The 19,539-nt window shown below is 70.1% G+C and carries 17 protein-coding genes; 3 read left to right on the top strand and 14 right to left on the bottom strand.

Annotated elements, in window-relative coordinates; genetic code table 11:
• Positions 1 to 40: 40 nt before the first annotated feature.
• Positions 41 to 694 carry a COG1361 family protein gene (locus tag KK097_RS04385; protein ID WP_214543822.1) on the bottom strand — a complete coding sequence of 218 codons (654 nt, stop codon included), beginning with the start codon at positions 692 to 694 and terminating at the stop codon, positions 41 to 43.
• A 172-nt stretch (positions 695 to 866) separates the two neighbouring features.
• Here KK097_RS04385 and KK097_RS18340 point away from each other — a divergent pair, with 172 nt between their 5' ends.
• Positions 867 to 1,325, top strand: a complete 459-nt coding sequence (locus KK097_RS18340; RefSeq protein ID WP_307858371.1) for a MarR family winged helix-turn-helix transcriptional regulator — start codon at positions 867 to 869, stop codon at positions 1,323 to 1,325.
• 24 nt (positions 1,326 to 1,349) lie between these two features.
• Here KK097_RS18340 and KK097_RS04375 read toward each other — a convergent pair whose 3' ends face one another.
• The 13 genes from KK097_RS04375 to KK097_RS04315 form a co-directional block, all read right to left on the bottom strand.
• Positions 1,350 to 2,312: an NAD-dependent epimerase/dehydratase family protein gene (locus KK097_RS04375; RefSeq protein WP_214543821.1), complete on the bottom strand. Its 963-nt coding sequence runs from the start codon at positions 2,310 to 2,312 to the stop codon at positions 1,350 to 1,352.
• 48 nt (positions 2,313 to 2,360) lie between these two features.
• Complete coding sequence (locus KK097_RS04370; protein ID WP_250892929.1) at positions 2,361 to 2,921, bottom strand: MOSC domain-containing protein; 561 nt, start codon at positions 2,919 to 2,921, stop codon at positions 2,361 to 2,363.
• 47 nt (positions 2,922 to 2,968) lie between these two features.
• Entirely contained in the window at positions 2,969 to 3,388 is a 420-nt protein-coding gene (locus KK097_RS04365; RefSeq protein WP_214543820.1) for a DoxX family protein, read from the bottom strand.
• Positions 3,389 to 3,436: 48 nt separating this feature from the next.
• Positions 3,437 to 3,895 carry a hypothetical protein gene (locus KK097_RS04360; RefSeq protein WP_214543819.1) on the bottom strand — a complete coding sequence of 153 codons (459 nt, stop codon included), beginning with the start codon at positions 3,893 to 3,895 and terminating at the stop codon, positions 3,437 to 3,439.
• A 195-nt stretch (positions 3,896 to 4,090) separates the two neighbouring features.
• Positions 4,091 to 4,927, bottom strand: coding sequence for an alpha/beta fold hydrolase (locus KK097_RS04355; RefSeq protein WP_214543818.1), 837 nt, complete (start codon positions 4,925 to 4,927; stop codon positions 4,091 to 4,093).
• Positions 4,928 to 4,974: 47 nt separating this feature from the next.
• Complete coding sequence (locus KK097_RS04350; RefSeq protein WP_214543817.1) at positions 4,975 to 5,691, bottom strand: alpha/beta fold hydrolase; 717 nt, start codon at positions 5,689 to 5,691, stop codon at positions 4,975 to 4,977.
• 138 nt (positions 5,692 to 5,829) lie between these two features.
• Positions 5,830 to 8,682 (bottom strand): helix-turn-helix transcriptional regulator, encoded by a 2,853-nt coding sequence (locus KK097_RS04345; protein WP_214543816.1) that lies wholly within the window; start codon positions 8,680 to 8,682, stop codon positions 5,830 to 5,832.
• A gap of 44 nt (positions 8,683 to 8,726) precedes the next feature.
• On the bottom strand, positions 8,727 to 10,091 hold the full coding sequence (gene dnaB, locus KK097_RS04340; protein ID WP_031260130.1) for a replicative DNA helicase: 1,365 nt from the start codon (positions 10,089 to 10,091) through the stop codon (positions 8,727 to 8,729).
• A gap of 568 nt (positions 10,092 to 10,659) precedes the next feature.
• Positions 10,660 to 11,112, bottom strand: a complete 453-nt coding sequence (rplI, locus tag KK097_RS04335; protein WP_027466901.1) for a 50S ribosomal protein L9 — start codon at positions 11,110 to 11,112, stop codon at positions 10,660 to 10,662.
• 14 nt (positions 11,113 to 11,126) lie between these two features.
• Positions 11,127 to 11,384, bottom strand: coding sequence for a 30S ribosomal protein S18 (rpsR, locus tag KK097_RS04330; protein ID WP_017887834.1), 258 nt, complete (start codon positions 11,382 to 11,384; stop codon positions 11,127 to 11,129).
• 100 nt (positions 11,385 to 11,484) lie between these two features.
• Entirely contained in the window at positions 11,485 to 12,054 is a 570-nt protein-coding gene (locus tag KK097_RS04325; RefSeq protein WP_110862690.1) for a single-stranded DNA-binding protein, read from the bottom strand.
• A gap of 3 nt (positions 12,055 to 12,057) precedes the next feature.
• Positions 12,058 to 12,441, bottom strand: a complete 384-nt coding sequence (gene rpsF, locus KK097_RS04320) for a 30S ribosomal protein S6 (RefSeq protein WP_027466903.1) — start codon at positions 12,439 to 12,441, stop codon at positions 12,058 to 12,060.
• Between the two features lie 161 nt (positions 12,442 to 12,602).
• Positions 12,603 to 14,111 carry a CCA tRNA nucleotidyltransferase gene (locus KK097_RS04315; protein ID WP_250896427.1) on the bottom strand — a complete coding sequence of 503 codons (1,509 nt, stop codon included), beginning with the start codon at positions 14,109 to 14,111 and terminating at the stop codon, positions 12,603 to 12,605.
• 133 nt (positions 14,112 to 14,244) lie between these two features.
• Here KK097_RS04315 and KK097_RS17885 point away from each other — a divergent pair, with 133 nt between their 5' ends.
• Both KK097_RS17885 and trxB read left to right on the top strand, forming a co-directional pair.
• Positions 14,245 to 18,375, top strand: a complete 4,131-nt coding sequence (locus tag KK097_RS17885; protein WP_250896426.1) for a DUF6049 family protein — start codon at positions 14,245 to 14,247, stop codon at positions 18,373 to 18,375.
• Between the two features lie 94 nt (positions 18,376 to 18,469).
• The gene (gene trxB, locus KK097_RS04305) at positions 18,470 to 19,468 is read left to right on the top strand and encodes a thioredoxin-disulfide reductase (RefSeq protein ID WP_214543814.1); all 999 of its coding nucleotides are present in this window, start codon (positions 18,470 to 18,472) and stop codon (positions 19,466 to 19,468) included.
• The last annotated feature ends 71 nt before the right edge of the window (positions 19,469 to 19,539 follow it).

Here is a 19,539-nt window from a genome sequence, read left to right as displayed (position 1 = left end):
GAGGGGTGATGGGGGTCGGATCAGGCGGGGTCAGGCGTGATCAAGCCGTGAAGGTCCAGGTCATCGGGACCGAGGCGGCGAGGCCCTGGTAGGTGTTGCCGGCCGCGGAGTCGAGGGTCACCGCGAAGTTGAAGGGGACGCTCCCGCCGGCGGCCGGGGCCTGCGGCATCGTGAAGGCCGATGCAGGAGCGCCCTTGAAGCTGGCGAGGGTGCCGCTGAACACGGTGGTCGAGCCGGAGGTGACGACGAGGTTCATCTTGGCGCAGAGGTCGGTCGCGGTGCCGTTGGCCGAACCGTTCGCCGACTGGGTGCAGGTGGCGCCCGGGTTGAGCGTGAAGGTGCTGGCGTTCGCGGTCCCGGTGTTCTTGATCGAGATCGCGGTGTTGACCGTGTTGCCCGGGGTCATCGTCGTGCTGCCGCCGAACTTGTTGATCGTCGAGCAGGTCGCCGAGTTCGTCGAGACCGAACCGCCGTCGGTGCTGAGGCAGGTGACGGTCGCGCCGGCGTTCTGCTCCTGCATGATCAGCGTGCCGCTGCCGGCGGTGTTGCTGCTGTTGGTGATGCTCGCGGCGAACCCGGAGAGGGTGCCGGTGAGCGAGAGGGAGAGCAGGACGGCGGCGAAGATGCCGGCGAGGAGTGCCACGGGGGCGAAGCGGATCCGCTTCAGTGCGGAGGTGCGGGGCTTGGTGGACACGGGGTACCTCTTCGTTCGGTGGTGTTCTGGAAGTCTGGGAAGCAAGACCTTGGGGCTGTTTTGCTTCAATGATTAAGATAGTCATCGGTTGACCAAGTTGGCCACTCGTATACTTGCCCCAGTACGGGGGACGCCCTTGTCCCCCCATCACCCGACACGGAAGCAGGCCCTCGTGGCAGCAGCAGGAAGCGGCGACGACGCAGCCGATCTGATGGCCGCGTTCACCGCCGTCGTGCGCGCGAACGCGAGCCTGGTGAGTCAGCTGAGCGCCCGTGCCGGTGTGCACGAGAACGCACTGCGGGCCCTCGTGCTCATCAGTGACACCGGGTACTCCACGCCGACCGAGGTCGCCGGGTACCTGGGCCTGACCTCGGGCGCGGTGACGAACATGATCGACCGGATGAGCACCGCCGGTCTGCTCGAGCGCGCGCCGAACCCGGCCGATCGCCGGGGCTCACTGCTGCGGTTGCTGCCCCCGGGCGATGTCGTCGTGTCGGACTACCGGGAGCGGTACGCCGCGATGCTCCGGTCCGTCGACGGTGCCCACAGCGGAGAACTGCACGAGGTGCTCAACGACCTGGCGACGAGTCTGTACGAGCAGGCCGCCGCAGCGGACGACGCCGCGTCCTGACCCGCCCGTTCTGCTGCTCGTTCGCTACCGGACGGTGGCGAGGACCGCGCGTTCCGCTGCCGCGGTGAGGCCGGCACGGCGTTCCCGATCCGTCCCGCGCGCACGCTCGTCCTCGAGCATCCGCACGACCGTGTCCCGGAGGGGTCGGGTCACGCCGCCGGCATCGGCGAACGCCAGCGTGGAGCGCTGTGCGAATCCGCCCTCGGACACCGGGATCCACAGGGGGAGCGACGTGGGTCCGGCCCAGTAGGCCACGTCGTGCGCGAGCAGGACGTCGTCTTCCGCCGCGACGAGCTCGTCGTCGAACCCGGTGACCTCGGCCACGCACCGGAAGAACTCCCGCATCCGAATCGGCGCACCCACGGCGTTGACCGTGCCGACGAACCCGTCGCGCCCGGCCCGGACGAGCCAGGCTGCGAGGTCCGCGACGTCGATCACCTGGACGAACCGCTCCGCCGTCGTCGGCACGAGCACCGGCCCACCGCGGTCGAATCGTGCCGGCCAGTACCCGAACCGGTCACTGGGGTCGCCCGGCCCGGCGATCAACCCGGGGCGCGCGATGCACAGCCGTGAACCGAGGCGGAGCCGGGTGGCCCGTTCGGCGAGGACCTTCGCGTCGGCGAAGGCGGACGGGTCCGTCGGCTCCACCAGCCGGGCGGACTCGTCGGCGCCCGGTTCGTCGTTCTCCGCGTACACCGAGACCGTGGACACCAGGGTCCAGTGCGCGGCCCGGTCGGCGAGGGCGTCGAGCGCCGGGGCGACGAGTCCGGGGGCGTGGGCGAGCTCGATGACCTCGTCCCAGTCGCCGGTGGCCGGTTCGTAGGCACCTGGCAGGCTGCGATCCGCCTGGATGAAGCGCGCCCCCTCGGGGACGCTGCCGGTGGTGCCCCTGGCGACGCAGCTGACGTCGGCGCCCTCGGCCAACAGCTCGCCGACGATCGCTCGTCCGAGCCAACCGGTTCCGCCGAGCACCAGGACGCGTCGCATGGGATCAGTCAACCGTTTCGGTGCCGGTCGTGCGCGGTCCTGGCGTCGTCACACGGGCTGGAGCGGTCGCTGTTCACCGTCGGGGAGCTCGACCCGGATGCGGTCGCCGGGCCGGACCGTGCCGCCGGTGAGCACGACGCTCATCACCCCGCCCTTGCGCTCGACGGTGCCGTCCTCGGCGCGGCCGAGCACCGCGCGGAGCAGCCCCGGCTCGAAGCCGTTGATCTGCTGGCACGGGTTGCGCAGCCCGGTGACCCGGACGGAGGCGTCGTCACCGAGGTGCAGGACCGCACCCTCGGGCAGCCCGAGCAGGTCGATCCCGCTGGTCGTGACGTTCTCGCCCATCTGGCCCGGCTCGACGCTGAACCCGGCCTCGGCGACCTCGGCGAAGAGCTCGGCGTGGAGCAGGTGGACCTGCCGCAGGTTCGGCTGCGACGGGTCACGGGCGACCCGGGAGCGGTGCTGGACCGTCGTGCCGGCGTGGGCATCACCCTCGATGCCCCACCCCGCCACGAGCGTCACCGCGTCGACCAACGGCTTGCTGAACCGGTGCTCGCCGTCCTTGCTGACCGCGACCACACGCGGCTGGTCCATGTCGTCCCCGCTCATGGGGCCGATTCTGCCCCATGGTCGCGGCGGCGCGTATGTCCTGTGGTTCAGCGGCGCTTGCGCAGGGCGTTCGTCGCCCAGAGCGAGACGGCGATGAGCACGGGCTGGAACAGCAGGCGGACGAAGCGCTTGGTGTCGGTGTCCAGGCCGAACCCGTCGCGGTGGTGCATCCACTGCGCGATGTTGCCGGGGAAGACCGCGAGGAAGAACACCGCCACGACCCACCCGACGGTCACCTGTCGACGCGCCAGGAGCATCAGCGCAGCGCCGAGTGAGATCTCGACCACGCCGGACGCGATCACCGTGACGTCGGTCGGCAGCGGCACGAACTTCGGCACCTGCGCCTGGAACTCCTCGCGCGCCACCGTGAGGTGACTGATGCCGGCCCAGGTCAGCATGGCTCCGAACAGGATGCGGACGATGGTCCGGGGGCGGGTGGAGCGGACTGCGGGGGTGCGGGATGCCATCGGGATGGTGCCTTTCTCGGTCGGGTCGGGTGGAGTGGGTGGTCCGCGTCAGCGGCTGCGGAGGATCCCGCGGCGTCGAGCGACCTCGAACGTCACCGCGGCAGCAGCGGCGCCGACGGTGAGGAGCAGGGCGACCGGACGGCCGCGCGTCGACGAGACCAGATGCAGCCCACCGGCGAGCGCGAGTGCCGCAGCGGCGCCGGTCGAGGTCGTCACCGTGTCGTCGTCGAGATCGACCGCGAACCGCGTCCCGCCGAGCGCGGTCGCCGCGATGGCGGAGCCGGTCCCGATCAGGTCGCTTCCGGGTGCACGGCGGACCGCAGCGGCGGCGAGGCCGAGTCCGGACACGACCTGCAGGGCCGGGACGCCGAGTGCGTGCGGGACGCCCGGCTCGAACCCGCGGCGGCGCATCCGCTCGGCTCGTGCGCGCAGGGGAGCCCGACGAGTCGTGCCGGTGCCGTGTGCGATGAGCAGGACACCGGTCACGAGGTCGATCCAGCCGGTCATTTTCACGTTGCACTCCATTAGGTTGTGCACAACCTAACACGTCGTCTCGTCCGACAGCATCGAACGGTGCGCACTTCACGCCGGAGTGACGGACTGGAGGCGCGGTGCAGGTGAGTCCGTCGACTCACCTGCACCGCGCCTCCAGTCAGGATCGTTGCGTCCGCAACGTGCGCGACGTCAGCCGCGTCTGCAGCGTCAGCCGCGGATGAACGCGAGGATGTCCGGGTTGATGACGTCCGCGTGGGTCGTCAGCATGCCGTGCGGGTACCCCTCGTAGATCTTCAGGGTCGAGTCGGCCAGGAGCTCGGCCTGCTTCAGCGCGGCGTCCTGGTACGGCACGACCTGGTCGTCGTCGCCCTGCAGGACGAGGACGGGCACCGTGATCGCGCGCAGGTCGTCGGTCTGGTCCGTCTCGGAGAACGCCTTGATGCCCTCGTAGTGCGCGACGGCGCTGCCCGTCATGCCCTGACGCCACCAGTTCGCGATGACCGGCTCCGACGGCGTCACACCGTCACGGTTGAAGCCGTAGAACGGACCAGACGCGACGGCTTGGAAGAACTCAGCACGGTTGGCGGCGAGTGCCTGGCGGAAGCCGTCGAAGACCGAGATGTCGGTGCCCTCGGGGTTCGCGTCGGTCTTCACCATCAGCGGCGGCACGGCGGACACGAGGACCGCCTTGGCGACGCGGCCCTGGGGCTGCCCGTACCGGGCGACGTAGCGGGCGACCTGGCCACCGCCGGTGGAGTGGCCGATGTGGACGGCGTCGTGCAGGTCGAGGTGCTCGACCACTGCGGACACGTCGCTGGCGTAGTGGTCCATGTCGTGGCCGGTGCCGATCTGCGACGAACGACCGTGGCCGCGTCGGTCGGTCGCGATGACCCGGAAGCCCTCGGCCAGGAAGTACAGCATCTGCGCGTCCCAGTCGTCCGAGGACAGCGGCCAGCCGTGGTGGAAGACGATCGGCTGCGCGTCGGCGTTGCCCCAGTCCTTGAAGTAGATCTCTGCACCGTCGTCGGTGGTCACGTAACCCATGGTTGCTCTCCTGTGGCTGTTGTGCGGTTGTGGTGGTCGGTGGGTGGTCAGTCGAGTTCGGCGATGGCGTCGGTGATGAACGCCGCGACCTCGGTGGGGTGCGTCTGCATCACCAGGTGCGGTCCGTCGATCTCGATCACCTTGCGGACACCGGCGCGCTGGTAGCCGAAGCGCTCGACGTCCGGGTTGATGGTGTGGTCGGCGCTGGAGACGATGCCCCAGGACGGCTTGGTCTTCCACGCCGCGACGGATGCGGGCTCACCGAAGGCGACGGCGGACAGCGGACGCTGCGAGACCGCGAGCACCGCGGCCTTCTCGTCGTCGAGGCCGCCCGCGAAGACGGCGGGGAAGGCATCGACGGCCACGGAGACGTCGGTGCCGGGCTCGGCGCCGTCGACGGGGTAGGGCGCGTAGACGAGGTTCGCGGCGAGGTCGCTGTCGGGGAACCCGCCCTGGAGGGCGCCGAGGCTCTCGCCTTCCTCGAGTGCGTACGCCGCGACGAAGACGAGGCCGACGACGTTCTCGGCGACGCCGGCGACGGTGAGGACCGCGCCGCCGTAGGAGTGCCCGGCCAGCAGGACCGGTCCGTCGATCTGCTCGACGAAGGACTTGATGTAGGCCGCGTCGCCGGACAGGCTGCGGTTGAACACCGGCGGGACGAGGACCCTGTGGCCCTGTTCGAGGAGGAGCTTCGTGACGGGCGCCCAGCTGGCGGCGTCGGCGAAGGCTCCGTGGACGAGGACGATGGTGGGGGATCCGGTCACGGTGCGGTCCTTCCTGGGCCGCAGCCGGCGCCGCGGACCTGCGTCGGTCGTGGGAGCGTGTGCTCCCGTCCGAGACGCTAGGGGCGGGGACCAGCGGTGCACATCGGTCGTGGTGACCGAGATGTGCTGCCGGGTGACCTAGTCGGCGGCAGCTGTCGCTTCGGTCGCTGCTTTCGCTGCTCTCGCTGCTGTCGCTTTGGTCGCCGCTGTCGCCTCGGGCGTCAGCACCGACGGCAGCTGCTGCCGGGTCGAGACGCCGAGCTTCTGGAACGCCGCGTACAGGTGGGCGCCCACCGTCCGGGGCGAGACGAAGAGGTGTTCGCCGATGGCGCGGTTGCTCAGGCCCTGGGCCGCGAGCGTGCAGACGCGGAGCTCCTGCGGGGTGAGCAGCTCGATGCTGCGCTGCCCGGTCGTCGGCAGGCGCTCGCCCGTGGCACGGATGGCGTCCCGCGTCCGCTCTTCCCAGGTCGGAGCGGGCATCGCCTCGAACAGGTCCAGGGCGGCGTGCAGGACGGCGCGCGCGGTGGTGCTGCGGTTCAGACGACGCAGACGGCGACCGAGTCGGAGGAGCGCTCGGGCCTGCACGTACGGGATCGGCCAGCGCTCGTGCTGCAGGGTCGCCCAGGTCGCTTCGAGGTCGTCGTCGGGGAGGAGCGCGGTCCGGGCGTAGTCCACGGCGGCCCGCACCATGGGGGCGTGCCAGCGTGCGTGGAGCCGCTCGAGTTCCCGGAGCCGCTGCTCGGCGTCCGGCCGGTTGCCGGACTCCAGTGCGGCGTCGACGTAGTCGTGGGAGGTCAGGACGGCGAAGGACGGGTTGAAGGCGTCGTCGTCGGGCTCGAACAGGCGTCGCAGGGGTCCGAGCGCGTCCGCTGCCCGGCCGGAGAGCAGGTGCGCCAACCCCGTCGCACCGAGGAGGGTGGCGCGCATCGCACTCGAACGGAGCACCTGCGCGCCGGCGGCGGTCCCGCCGGCGATCCGCTCGGCGTCGGGGTACTCGCCCTCGAGCGCATCGAACCAGGCGAGCGCGCACCGTGCCGCTGTGGAGAAGCCCGCGTCGCCGAGGTCACGGCCGAGGGATGCGGCCTGTTCCGCGAGGACCCGGGCCCTGGCGACGTCGCCGGCCAGGTAGGTGGTCATGGAGGTCCCCATGAGCGCCTGCGGGAACGTCCGCAGCTCGCCGCGCGCCCGCATGCTCGCGAGGGCACGATCGAGCAGGACACGGGCCGTGTCGATCTCGCCCACCAGGTTCAGTGCGTAGCCGAGGAGCCACGCCGACGCTTCGTCCTGGGCAGTCGGCGCCGCTGCCAGCGCGAGTTCCCGGACACGATCGCCACGCGCCACCGGTTCGGTCCGGGCCGCGAGCAGGAGCGACCGCGGGTCGTCCTCGGGCAGCGCGAGGGCTTCGACGACGACGAGCATCGGGTCGCCCGGGTCCGCTTCGGAGGTGTGGTCCCACGCGAGCGCGGCGAGGTGCAGCAGTGCATCAGTGGCGTGCTCGACGGCACCGGCCGCCTGCATCTCGGAGACGGCGTGGAGCGCCGGACCGAGGTCGCCGACAGCCAGGCCCGTCCGCCCGGTGGGGAGGGTCTCGGCGATCCACGCCGCACGCGCAGCACGCAGCCGGTCGGGTGCCTCGTCGCGGGCTCGCTGCACCAGCAGCGACGCTTCGGACGTCCGGCCTGACAGTCCGGCGAGTTCCGCAGCGACGATGCGCCGCTCGACACGGCCGACCACGTCCGAGGTCAGTTCGGCGGCACGCTCGTAGGCCCGGCTCGCGACGAATGTGTCGGACATCGCGGTCCGTCCCGCACCGAGCGCGGCGATCTCGTCGGCGAGGGGATCGTCGTGCCCGGTGGCGAGCTCGGCGCGCCACCAGATCGTCCGCGCCGGGTCGTCCTGGTGTTCGAGCACGAGCGACCGCAGCACCGCGGTGCGTTCCGACGGCGACGCCGCCAGGAGGACGGCCGACTGCACGAGTGGGTGCCGGAACCGGATCGCACGCGGTGGGACCCACTCGAGGAGCGACGACGCCGAGGCCTGCTCCGTCCAGGTCGGCGTCGGGAACCGGCCGATGGCACGGGCAGCGACGCGGGCGGCCTCCTCGGGGCTGGTGCCGCCGGACAGCGCCACGGCGAGGATGGCCAACCGGACGGACTGGTCCAGCTCCGTGTACCGAGCGGCGAACTCCTGCTCGACCCGGCCCACGACCGGGCGTTCCCGCGTGCGGTCCACCGCCGCGGCCGACCGACCGAGCTCGTGCAGTGCGAGCGGGTTGCCCTCGGCGCGCAGCACGAGGTCGCGTCGAGCCTGCCCCGTGGGTGCTCCGGAGATCCCGTCGAGCAGTTCGTCGGCAGCCGGTTCGTCGAGCGGGCCGAGGTGCAGGCGCCGGATGCCCGGCGTCTCAACCATGCCGGTGTTCCGCGTCGTCATGACGATGACGACCGGGTCCTCACCGACACGACGGGCCATCATGCGGAGCGCCCACTCGGACGACGCATCCATCCAGTGCAGGTCCTCGGCGACGACCAGGAGCGGACGTTCGGCCGCGGCGTCGGAGAGCAACGTCAGCGCGGCGAGGCCGGCGAGCAGCGGCGACGGCTGCACTCCCGTCGCCACACCGAACGCGACGTCGAGCGCACGTCGCTGCGGTGCCGGCAGGTTCGCGATGCCGGCGCGCAACGGGTACAGGAGCATGTGGAGCGCGGCGTACGGCTCCGCGGACTCCGCCAGGGTGCCGGTGGTCGTGATCGCTCGCACGCCACGGGTGTCCGCGTACTCGAGCAGGTCCGTGACGAGCGATGACTTGCCGATTCCCGCTTCGCCGTCGACCACGAACGCGGAGCCACCGTTGGCGACGTCGCTGACGGCATCCCGGAGGGCCGCGCGCTCCCGCTCACGCCCGATGACGGGCTGCACCATCGTCACGCCGTCAGTATGGCAGCGGCGATGCAACCGCAGGGCCTGCGCGTTGTCCGGTTCACCGACGCTCATGCCAGCCGGTCGTCGACCGAGGCCTGGCGGACGACGACAGACGCCTACTGCGGCATGTCGACGAACCGCGAGAACATCCCGTGGAACGCCACGGTGATGGTGTCGGTCGGTCCGTTACGGTGCTTCGCCACGATCAGGTCCGCCTCACCCTGGCGCGGGTTGTCCTTCTCGTACGCCGACTCGCGGTGCAGCAGGATGACCATGTCGGCGTCCTGCTCGATGGAGCCGGACTCACGCAGGTCGGAGATCGCCGGCTTCTTGTCGGCACGCTGCTCGGGTCCACGGTTCAGCTGCGACAGGGCGATGACGGGGACCTGGAGTTCCTTCGCCATCAGCTTCAGGGCACGCGAGAACTCGGAGACCTCCTGCTGGCGGCTCTCGACCTTCTTGCCCGAGGTCATCAGCTGCAGGTAGTCGATGACCACGAGCTTCAGGTTGTGCTGCTGCTTGAGTCGACGGCACTTGGCGCGGATCTCGACGAGCGTCATGTTGGGGGAGTCGTCGATGAAGAAGGGGGCGTCGTTGATGCGACCACGGGTCTGCGCGATGGTGGTCCAGTCGCGGGAGTCCACGGTGCCCTTGCGCATGTTCTGCAGCGGGACGCTGGTCTCGGCGGAGAGCAGACGCATCGCGATCTCGGCGCGACCCATCTCGAGCGAGAAGAACGCGGCCGTCTGGTCGTGCTTGATCGCGGCGGCGCGGCACAGGTCGAGCGCCAGCGTGGACTTGCCGAGGGCGGGTCGGGCGGCGACGATGATGAGCTGTCCGGGGTGGAAGCCGTTGGTCAGGCCGTCGAGCTGCGCGAACCCGGTCGGCACACCGGTCATCTGTCCGTCACGCCCCTTGGCGGCCTCGATCTCGTCGAGCGCGGCGGAGATGGCGTCGGTCAGCGGGACGTAGTCCTCGGTCTGCACACCACCGGCGACGTTGTAGACCTCGGCCTGCGCGCTGTTGACGAGGTCGGTGACTTCACCTTCCGACGCGTAGCCCATCTGCACGATGCGGGTGCCGGCGTCGACGAGGCGACGGAGGACGGCCTTCTCGGCGACGATACCGGCGTAGTACCCGGCGTTCGCGGCGGTCGGCACCATGCTCGTGACGCTGTGCAGGTACTCGGCGCCGCCGGCGCGGGACAGCAGGCCGGTCTTGGTCAACTCGTCGGTGACGGCGATGACGTCGGTGGGCTCACCGTGCGAGTAGAGCGAGAGGATCGCGTCGAAGATGACCTCGTGCTTGGGGACGTAGAAGTCCACGCCACGGGCGGTCTCGATGACGTCGGCGACGGCGTCCTTCGACAGGAGCATGCCGCCGATGGTCGACTGCTCCGCGAGCATGTCGTGCGGCGGGGTGCGTTCCATGCCGCGCTCCGCGTAGTCCTGCGGTGCGGGCTCAAGATGTGCGATCGACACACGCTCTCCTCTGTTGACGACACGGACCGGGACCAGCGGGACGACACCCACCGGCCGGAACCCGCACCCTGTTTCTACCCCCGGCGACCGACATCCCCGAGTCGCTGGCCCAAGGTACGACCCCAGAGTTATCCCCAACAAACGCCCCTGTGGATAACTCTGTGGAGAGGTTGCGGAACACGCCGGACAGCTGTGTGGACAACTGTGGAGGAGCCTGTGGAAAAAGGCCGGTACGAACACACTTTCGACCGCTTGACCTGGGGTTTTCCGTTACACACCGTGTGTGGAAAAGTGGGGTTCAAGTACCCCTTGAAGGTTCTGATTTGACACGTTTCCACTGTGTAAAACGACTTGACAAGCACCCCTCCTGTGGGAAGAGTTCTCGGCCTGTTCCCAGCCAGCGCGACCCCGTCTGCACCGTAACCAGCCAGCCCGAGTCGAGCCGTGCCTCCAGGCCTGTGACCGTCTCGGCGACAGCCGTAGGACAAGCCGCGCGACCGCCCCTGGAACGCAACGACGGGCGGGCCTCCCGGAGGAAACCCGCCCGTCGTGGAGCGGAACGTCAGTGCTACTTGGCAGCGACGACCTTGAGCGAGATCACGGCAGTGATGTCCTCGCGCAGGCGCACGGTGGCCTCGTGGTCACCGACGGTCTTGATGGTCGCGGGGACCTCGACCTTGCGCTTGTCGAGCGAGCCGACGCCCTGCGCCTGGACGGCGTCAGCGACGTCGCCCGGACGGACGGAGCCGAACAGACGACCGTCCTTGCCGGCCTTGACCGACAGGGTGATGGTCGCGTTCTCGAGCTTCATCTTGAGGTCCTGTGCCTCTTCGATGGTGGCGAGCTCGCGCGCGGTACGCGCGGCACGGATCGACTCGACCTGCTTCTCGCCGCCCTTGGACCACGCGACAGCGAAGCCCTGGGGGATGAGGTAGTTGCGGGCATAGCCGTTCTTGACGTCGACGACGTCACCAGCGGAACCGAGGCCGGAGACCTCGTGGGTGAGGATGAGCTTCGACATGTGTCGACCTCCGATCAGCGGCCGGAGCCGGCGTAGGGGAGGAGCGCCATCTCACGGGCGTTCTTCACGGCACGGGCGATGAGGCGCTGCTCCTGGACGGAGACGCCGGTGATGCGACGGGCGCGGATCTTTCCACGCTCCGAGATGAACTTGCGAAGGGTCGCAACGTCCTTGTAGTCGATGACGCCGACCTTGATCGACTTCGCGGGAGCAGCGTTCTTGCCGCCCTTGCCGCGAGGCTTCCGGCGGTCGCCGGTGCTCTTTCCAGCCATAGTGATTTGTCCTTAGAAGAAAAGTTGTGTGTCCGTCGGAACGCGGAGGATCAGTCCGGAACTCGCAGTTGCCGCTGTCAGGCGGCGCTGCGTGCTCCGATCAGAACGGGGTCTCGTCGTCGAAGTTGCCACCGGGGGTGCTCCACACGTCGTTCGACTGTGCGTTGCCGCCACCCTGCTGGCCACCCTGGGGGGACCAGGGCGCGTCCGACTGACCGCCGCCGTTGTTGTTCCAGTTGCCGCCGCCGTTGCCAGCGGGGGCGTTGCCGCCACCGCCGACCTGGCCACGACCGCCGCCACTGCCACCCGCTGCACGGGTGATCTGTGCGGTCGCGTAGCGGAGCGACGGGCCGATCTCGTCGACCTCGAGCTCGATGCTCGTGCGCTGCTGGCCCTCACGGTCCTGGTAGGAACGCTGACGCAGACGACCCTGCGCGATGACGCGCGAGCCCTTGGTCAGCGACCCCGCCACGTGCTCGGCGAACTCGCGCCACACACTCGCGCGGAGGAACAGCGCGTCGCCGTCCTTCCACTCGTTCGCCTGACGGTCGAACGTGCGAGGGGTCGACGCGATGGTGAAGTTCGCCACGGCGAGCCCGTTCTGCGTGTAGCGCAGCTCGGGGTCCGCGGTGAGGTTGCCCACCACCGTGATGACGGTTTCGCCGGCCACGGGTTACTCGGCGCTCGCGGTCGCGGTTGCGGAGGCGTTGGCGGCCTTGCGGGCCGCACGCGCCTCGTCACGCTGCTTCTGGGCGGCGACCTGCGCGATGCCCTCTTCAGCGCGGAGGACCTTCGTGCGGAGCACGGCCTCGGAGAGACCGAGCTGACGGTCGAGCTCCTTGGCGGCCTCGGGCGACGACGTGAAGTCGACGACGGCGTAGATGCCCTCGGACTTCTTCGCGATCTCGTAAGCGAGCCGGCGACGGCCCCAGACGTCCACGTTGTCGACGGTGCCACCCGCGTTGCGGATCACGGCCAGGAACTTGTCCAGGCTGGGAGCGACGGTGCGCTCATCGATCTCGGGGTCGAGGATCGCCATCAGTTCGTACTGGTGCATGCGGAACCCACCTCCTCTGGTCTCAGCGGCCCCGGGCGGTTCCCGGGGCAGGAGGGTTGATGCATGTGCCCCAGACCACGCAGGTGCGCGAGGGGCAACCTGGGTAGCCTACCGGACTGCCTGGAGGCGCGCCACCGGCCTGTGGAGAACGGTCGCGCCCGTCAGTCGGTCGCGTCTCGGGCGCTGGCCGCGCCGCCGGCGCTGGTGTCGCTTCTGGCGCTGGTCGCGCCACCGGCGCTGGTGTCGCCCCTGGCGGCCCACCACTCGCGCAGGCGCTCCTCGGCCGTCTCCGGTCCGAGGGGTCCTTCGTCCATCCGCGCCTCGAGCAGGAACCGGTAGGCCTCGCCCACCGCACGCCCCGGCGGGATCTCGAGGATCCGCATGATGTCGTCGCCCGTCAGGTCGGGACGGATCGACTCGAGTTCCTCCTGCGCCGACAGCACCCTGATGCGGTCCTCGAGGTCGTCGTACGCGAACGCCAGCCGGTCGGCCTTCCGCCGGTTCCGCGTCGTGACGTCGGAGCGGGTGAGCTCGTGGAGTCGCTCGAGCTGGTCCCCGGCGTCGCGGACGTACCGGCGGACGGCGGAGTCGGTCCAGGCGCCCTCGGTGTACCCGAAGAAGCGCAGGTGCAGCTCGATCAGCCGGGAGACCGCTGCGATGGTGTCGTTGTCGAAGCGCAGCGCACGGAGCCGCTTCTTCGCCATCTTCGACCCGACGAGGTCGTGGTGGTGGAAGCTCACGGCGCCGCCGGGCTCGAGCTTCCGGGTCGCCGGCTTGCCGATGTCGTGCAGCAGGGCCGCGAGGCGCAGCACGGTGTCCGGGGGATCGCCTGCGTGCCGCTCGGCCTCGTAGCCGATGGCCTGCTCCAGGACGGTGAGCGAGTGCTCGTAGACGTCCTTGTGGTGGTGGTGCTCGTCGATCTCCAGGCGCATCTCGGGCAACTCCGGCAGGAACCGCTCGGCGAGCCCGGTGTCGACGAGCAGCCGGATGCCGGGGACCGGGTCGTTCGTGTTGAGCAGCTTGACCAGCTCGTCGCGCACACGTTCGGCGGAGACGATGTCGATCGAAGCGACGAGTTCCTGCATCGCGGCCCGCACGTCGTCGTCGACGGTGAACCCGAGCTGGGACGTGAACCGTGCCGCACGCATCATCCGCAGGGGGTCGTCCCGGAACGAGACGATCGCCGTCTGGGGCGTCCGGAGCCGCGCGGCCAGCAGGTCCTCGACGCCGCCGTGCACGTCGACGAGCTCACGGGCCGGCAGTCGCAGCGCCATCGCGTTGACGGTGAAGTCGCGACGGAGCAGGTCGTCCTCGATGGTGTCGCCGAACGCGACCTCGGGCTTGCGGGTCTCGCCGTCGTAGACGTCGCTGCGGTACGTGGTGATCTCGACCTGCTCGCCGGCGACCCGCGCGGCGATGGTGCCGAACTGGCGGCCGACGTCCCACGTGGCGCTCGCGATCGGTTCGACGATGCGCAGGACGTCGTCGGGTCGCGCGTCGGTGGTGAAGTCGAGATCGGTCACCGGCCGGCCGAGGAACGCGTCACGGACGGGCCCGCCGACGAGGGCGAGTTCGTGTCCGGCGTCGGCGAAGGCCCGAGCGAGGAGGTCGACGGGCTCGGTGGCGGCGAGTGCGTCGAGTCGTTCGACGGCCTGGGCAACGGACTGCATGACGGTGCTCATCCTCCCAGATCGAGGCCCCGAGTTCTCCACAAGCCGCGCGCGCACGGGTCCTGTTCATGGTCGCGCCTCATACACTCGTGCTCGGCCCGAACCGACCCCGTGGCCCGCTCCCCGTATGCAGATGCTCCGCACCACGCTCGCCGCAGCCGCGTCGACCCTCGTCGCGCTCGGCCTGGTCGTCGCGCCCGTCACCACCGACCACGCCTCCGCCGCGACGGTGTCCGCGGCGAAGAGCCACGTCGCCGACCCGGCCGCGGCCGACGCGGGGAAGGCGACCATCTCGATCGCCCCCGCCAACCGCGGCATCGTCCAGCGCGACCAGGACCTCACCCTCTCGGTGACGGTCACGAACGACACCGACGCTGCTCTGCCGGCCGGCACGGCGGAGTTCGACATCTTCCGCTCTGTGAGCACGCGCGATGTCCTCGCGAGCTGGCTCAACGACACCACCACAACCGGTTACCTTGGCGCACCGATGGACTCCGTGGACATCCCGGCCATCCCGGCGCACCGTTCGGTCACCATCGACTCGGTCGACATCGTCTCCGGCAACGTCGCCCTCGGCGGGTACCCCTCCTTCGGCGCCCGACGCATCGCGGCCGAGTACACGGCGGGTGACGCCTTCGCCGTCGACCGGTCCGCGATCACCTGGTACCCGGACTTCGAACAGGCCCCGGTCAGCGTCTCCGTCGCGATGCCGGTGACCGTGCCGAAGTCCACCGACGGCATCCTCACCGCCCCCGTGCTCGCCGCCGCGACCTCGGTGGACGGCACGCTCACGCAGCAGCTCGACGCGGCAGAGGACCACAACGTCGCCGTCGCCGTCGACCCCCGCATCATCGCGTCGATCCGGATCCTCGGCGAGAACGCACCGTCGAGCGCGGTCACCTGGCTGCAGCGCCTCGAGTCCCTGCGCAACGAGACGTTCGCGCTGCCCTACGCCGACGCCGACGTCACGGGCCTCCGCCAGGCCGGGTCGGACGGCATCCTGTCGCCGATCTCCCTCGACCAGTCCGTGAAGGCCGAGAACTTCCCCGGCGCCGAGACCCCGGCGCCCACACCGACTGCCACACCGGGGCAGACGTCGTCCCCCGGCAGCACCGAGGCCCCGAGCGACGACGCCACGACCGACGCCGGCACCGGCACCGGCACCGGCACCGGCGAGGACGAAGCGCAGGAGACCCTCCCGACCACCGAGTCCCTGCTCGACTTCCCGTACTCGATGGACTCCATCGCCTGGCCGACCGAGGGCACGGTGTCCTCCGCCGACCTTCCGGCGCTGCAGCGCGCCGGCACGACGACCACGATCGTCTCGAGTGGCAACACCTCGGCCGGCGCCGACACCACGATCGCCGCGTCCGAGAAGATCGGCGACGACCACGTGCTCGTCTCCGACCAGTCGATGTCGTCGATGCTCCGCCGAGCCGCGACCGCCACCGACCGGCAGACCTGGTCGTCGACGATGTCCGAGCTCACCGCGACGCTGGCCACCTCGGCCCGTGCGGCCACCGCCACCGGGCCGATCCTGCTGACGCTCGGCCGCGAGTGGCCGTCCGACTCCGCACGGCTCAGCCAGGCACTGGACGCCCTCGAGAGCACGGCCTGGGTCGCCCCGTCCGACCTCTCCACCGCCTCGAACGCCGTGGCGGGGTCCCTCACGCTCGCCAGCGCCTCCACCGGTGACGCCCGCATCGATCAACTCGAACGGCTCGTGCAGGGCGAGCAGGGGCTCTCCGCCTTCGCCACGATCCTCACGGACCCGAACGAACTCACCGCTCCGGCCCGCCTCCGGCTGCTCGCCCTCGCCTCGAACGCCTGGCGCGACGACGACCAGGGGCTCGCAGCCGCCGTCGAGGCACGCACGGCGGCCTGGGCGAAGAGCACCACCGAGGTCGGGATCGTCGACTCGAGCAGTCTCACCCTGCTCGGCGACCGGTCGTCCCTGCCGGTCTCGATCCGGAACAGTTCGCGGTACCCCGTCACGGTGCACCTCTCCGTACAGCCGTCCAACTCGGCGCTCCGGGTCGTCCGCAACGACATCGTCGTCGAGATCCAGCCGGACTCATCCACCCGTGCCACCGTCCCCGTGCAGTCGGTCGCGAACGGCAAGGTCGAGCTGACGATGTCGCTCTCGAGCCCGACCGGTGTCGCCGTCGCCCAGCCCGCGACGGTCGAGCTGAACGTCCAGGCGCAGTGGGAGACGGTCATCACGGCCGTCGCCGCGATCGCCCTGATCGGCATCTTCGGCTTCGGCATCTTCCGCAGCATCCGCAAGCGCGCGCGGCGCCGCAACGGCGAGCTCGACGACGAGGACGACGACGACCCGAACCGCCCCCTGGCGGTCCAGCCGACGGTCGGGGGCGCGCAGGCGGCCACGACCCGGTCTGGAGGCACGGATCACCACCCCGACGCGGCCACCGCCTCCGCGATGGCCGCGTCCACCGCCGTCGCCCCTGCCGGCGGGTCCGCCGCGGCGACGGACCGCGACCCCCTGCAGGGCGCCATCGCGCGCGCCGGAGCCGAGCCGGGCCTCCCGTCCGACGCCGCACGCAACACCGTCGCGGACGGCCGCGACGCCGAGGAGCCGACCATCAGCGCCAGCCAGCCCCAGCCCGACGTCGACGCCGAGCCGATCGCCGAGCGCAGTCTCGGGCGGGCGAGCGCGATGCTCGCGGCCGGCACGATGGTCAGCCGCATCCTGGGCTTCGCCAAGACGTTCGTGCTGGCGTACGCGATCGGGCAGAACGCGAGCCCCTCGGCCAACGCCTTCGCGGTCGCGAACCAGCTGCCGAACAACATCTACGCGCTCATCGCCGGTGGCCTGCTGTCCGCGGTGCTCATCCCGCAGATCGTCCGCGCGATGAAGACCGGCGCGGACGGCGGGCAGGCGTACGTCAACAAGATCGTGACGCTCGGTGGCTCGGCGTTCATCGTCATCACCATCGTGGCGACAGCACTCGCGCCGCTGCTCGTGCGGCTGTACACCACGTCGTCCGACGCCAGGGGTCCGGCCGCGACCGACCTCGCCATCGCCTTCGCCTTCTGGTGCCTGCCGCAGATCCTCTTCTACGCGATGTACTCGCTGCTCGGTGAGGTGCTGAACGCCAAGCAGGTCTTCGGCCCCTTCACGTGGGCACCGCTGCTGAACAACGTCATCGCGATCGCCGGCCTCATCGTCTTCATCGCACTGTTCGGCAGCGGACGCAGCGACGTCGGCGAGTGGACGCCGACGAAGATCGCGGTGCTCGCCGGCAGCGCGTCGCTGGGCGTCTTCGCCCAGGCAGCGTTCCTGCCGTTCTTCTGGAAGCGCGCCGGACTGTCGTTCCGACCGGACTTCCGCTGGCGCGGGGTCGGTCTCAAGTCCACGGGGACCGCGGCCGGTTGGCTCTTCGCGATGATCCTCGTGACCCAGATCGCCGGCATCGTGCAGTCGACGGTCGCCTGGAAGGGGCAGGACGACGGGCCCGGCAACGCCGTGCTCGGCAACGCGTGGCTCATCTTCATGCTCCCGCACTCGATCATCACGGTCTCCATCGCGACGGCGTACTTCACCCGCATGAGCCACGACGCCGAGCGCGGTGACCTCGACGCGGTCCGCCGCAACCTGTCGCTGTCACTGCGCATCGTCGGGCTCTTCACCGTCTTCGCCTCGGTCGCGCTGATCGTCGTCGCCGTCCCGTTCGGCCGCCTGTACGAGGGCACGTTCGAGAGCGCCCTGCAGGTCGGTGCCGTGCTCGTCGCCTACATGCCTGGTCTCGTCCTGTTCAGCATGCTGTTCGTCATCCAGCGCGTCTTCTGGGCGATGCACGACCACCGCACCCCGTTCCTCATGCAGTGCATCCAGTCGGTGCTCTTCGTCATCGGGGCCCTGGCGGTCTCGACGTTCCCCACCTCGATCATCGGCATCGGGGTCGCCGCCTGCACCACCATCGCGGGGTCGGCGCAGACGATCGTCGCACTCGTGCTCGTCCGCAAGCGGCTCGGGAGCATCGAGGGTCCGGTCATCACCCGGTCGCACGTCCAGTTCGTGATCGCCGCGCTGATCTCCGGCGTCGTCGGGCTCCTCGTCGTGAACTTCTTCGGCGCGTTCTCGGAGGCCGGGTTCGCGATGTCCGACCGCACCGGTGCCCTCATCACGATCATCCTGACCGGCGCCGCCATGGTGGCCGTGTACTTCGGGGCGCTCGTCGTCGCGAAGAACGGTGAGATCGGGAACGCCGTCCGGATGCTCCGCAGCAAGCTCGGCCGCTGAGCAGACCGCCGGCCCGGATCCTCACGGGCCGTGCGGAATGCCACGCCGGTACGATGGGTTGACCCGGTCAGACACAACGGAAGGGCAACCAGGCATGCGCCAGCTCATCATCATCGGTTCCGGCCCGGCCGGGTTCACCGCCGGCATCTACGCCGCGCGCGCAGAGCTCAAGCCGCTCATCGTCGCCTCCAGTGTCGAGACGGGCGGTGAACTCACCAAGACGACCGAGGTCGAGAACTTCCCGGGCTTCCCCGAAGGCATCCAGGGCCCCGACCTCATGATCAAGATGCAGGAACAGGCCGAGAAGTTCGGTGCCGAGGTCCTGTACGACGACGCCGTCTCCGTCGACCTCACCGGCAAGACCAAGAAGGTCACCGTCGGCTCCGGCGAGACGTACGAGGCCCTCGCGGTCATCTACGCCACCGGCTCGGCCTACCGTCACCTCGGCCTCCCCGACGAAGAGCGCCTGTCCGGCCACGGTGTCTCGTGGTGCGCGACCTGCGACGGCTTCTTCTTCCGTCAGAAGAACATCGCCGTCGTCGGTGGCGGCGACTCCGCGATGGAAGAGGCGACGTTCCTCACCCGCTTCGCCGACAAGGTGACGGTCATCCACCGCAAGGACTCCCTGCGTGCGTCGAAGATCATGCAGGACCGCGCGATGAACGACCCGAAGATCGAGTTCGCGTGGAACAAGGAAGTCACCGGCATCACGGGTGACTCCGCGGTCGAGGGCGTCACGCTCAAGGACACCGTGACGGGCGAGGAGTCCGAGCTCGCGCTGGACGGCCTGTTCATCGCGATCGGCAACGACCCGCGCACGCACCTGATCCACGGCCAGATCGACATCGCGCCCGAGGGCACGATCGCCGTCCAGGGCCGCTCGTCGAAGACCAGCCTGCCGGGTGTCTTCGCCGCCGGTGACGTCATCGATCCGACCTACCGCCAGGCCATCACGGCTGCCGGTTCGGGCACGGTCGCCGCGCTCGACGCCGAGAAGTACCTCGCCGATCTCGACGACGCACTGACGGACGAGGCCGAGGGTGTCGGTGCGACCGAGCCCGCGATGGTCGACGTCATCGCAGCACGCGCCTGAGCGGACCAACCCGCCTCGGAATACCACAACGGCATCGCCGTTGTACCCCCTGAACGACTTCTCGAAGGAGC

It is taken from the genome of Curtobacterium flaccumfaciens (genome assembly GCF_018598405.1).
GTDB lineage: Bacteria > Actinomycetota > Actinomycetes > Actinomycetales > Microbacteriaceae > Curtobacterium > Curtobacterium aurantiacum.
The sequence above is the reverse complement of the archived record's forward strand: the minus strand, read 5'-3'. Positions and strand labels throughout refer to the sequence as shown.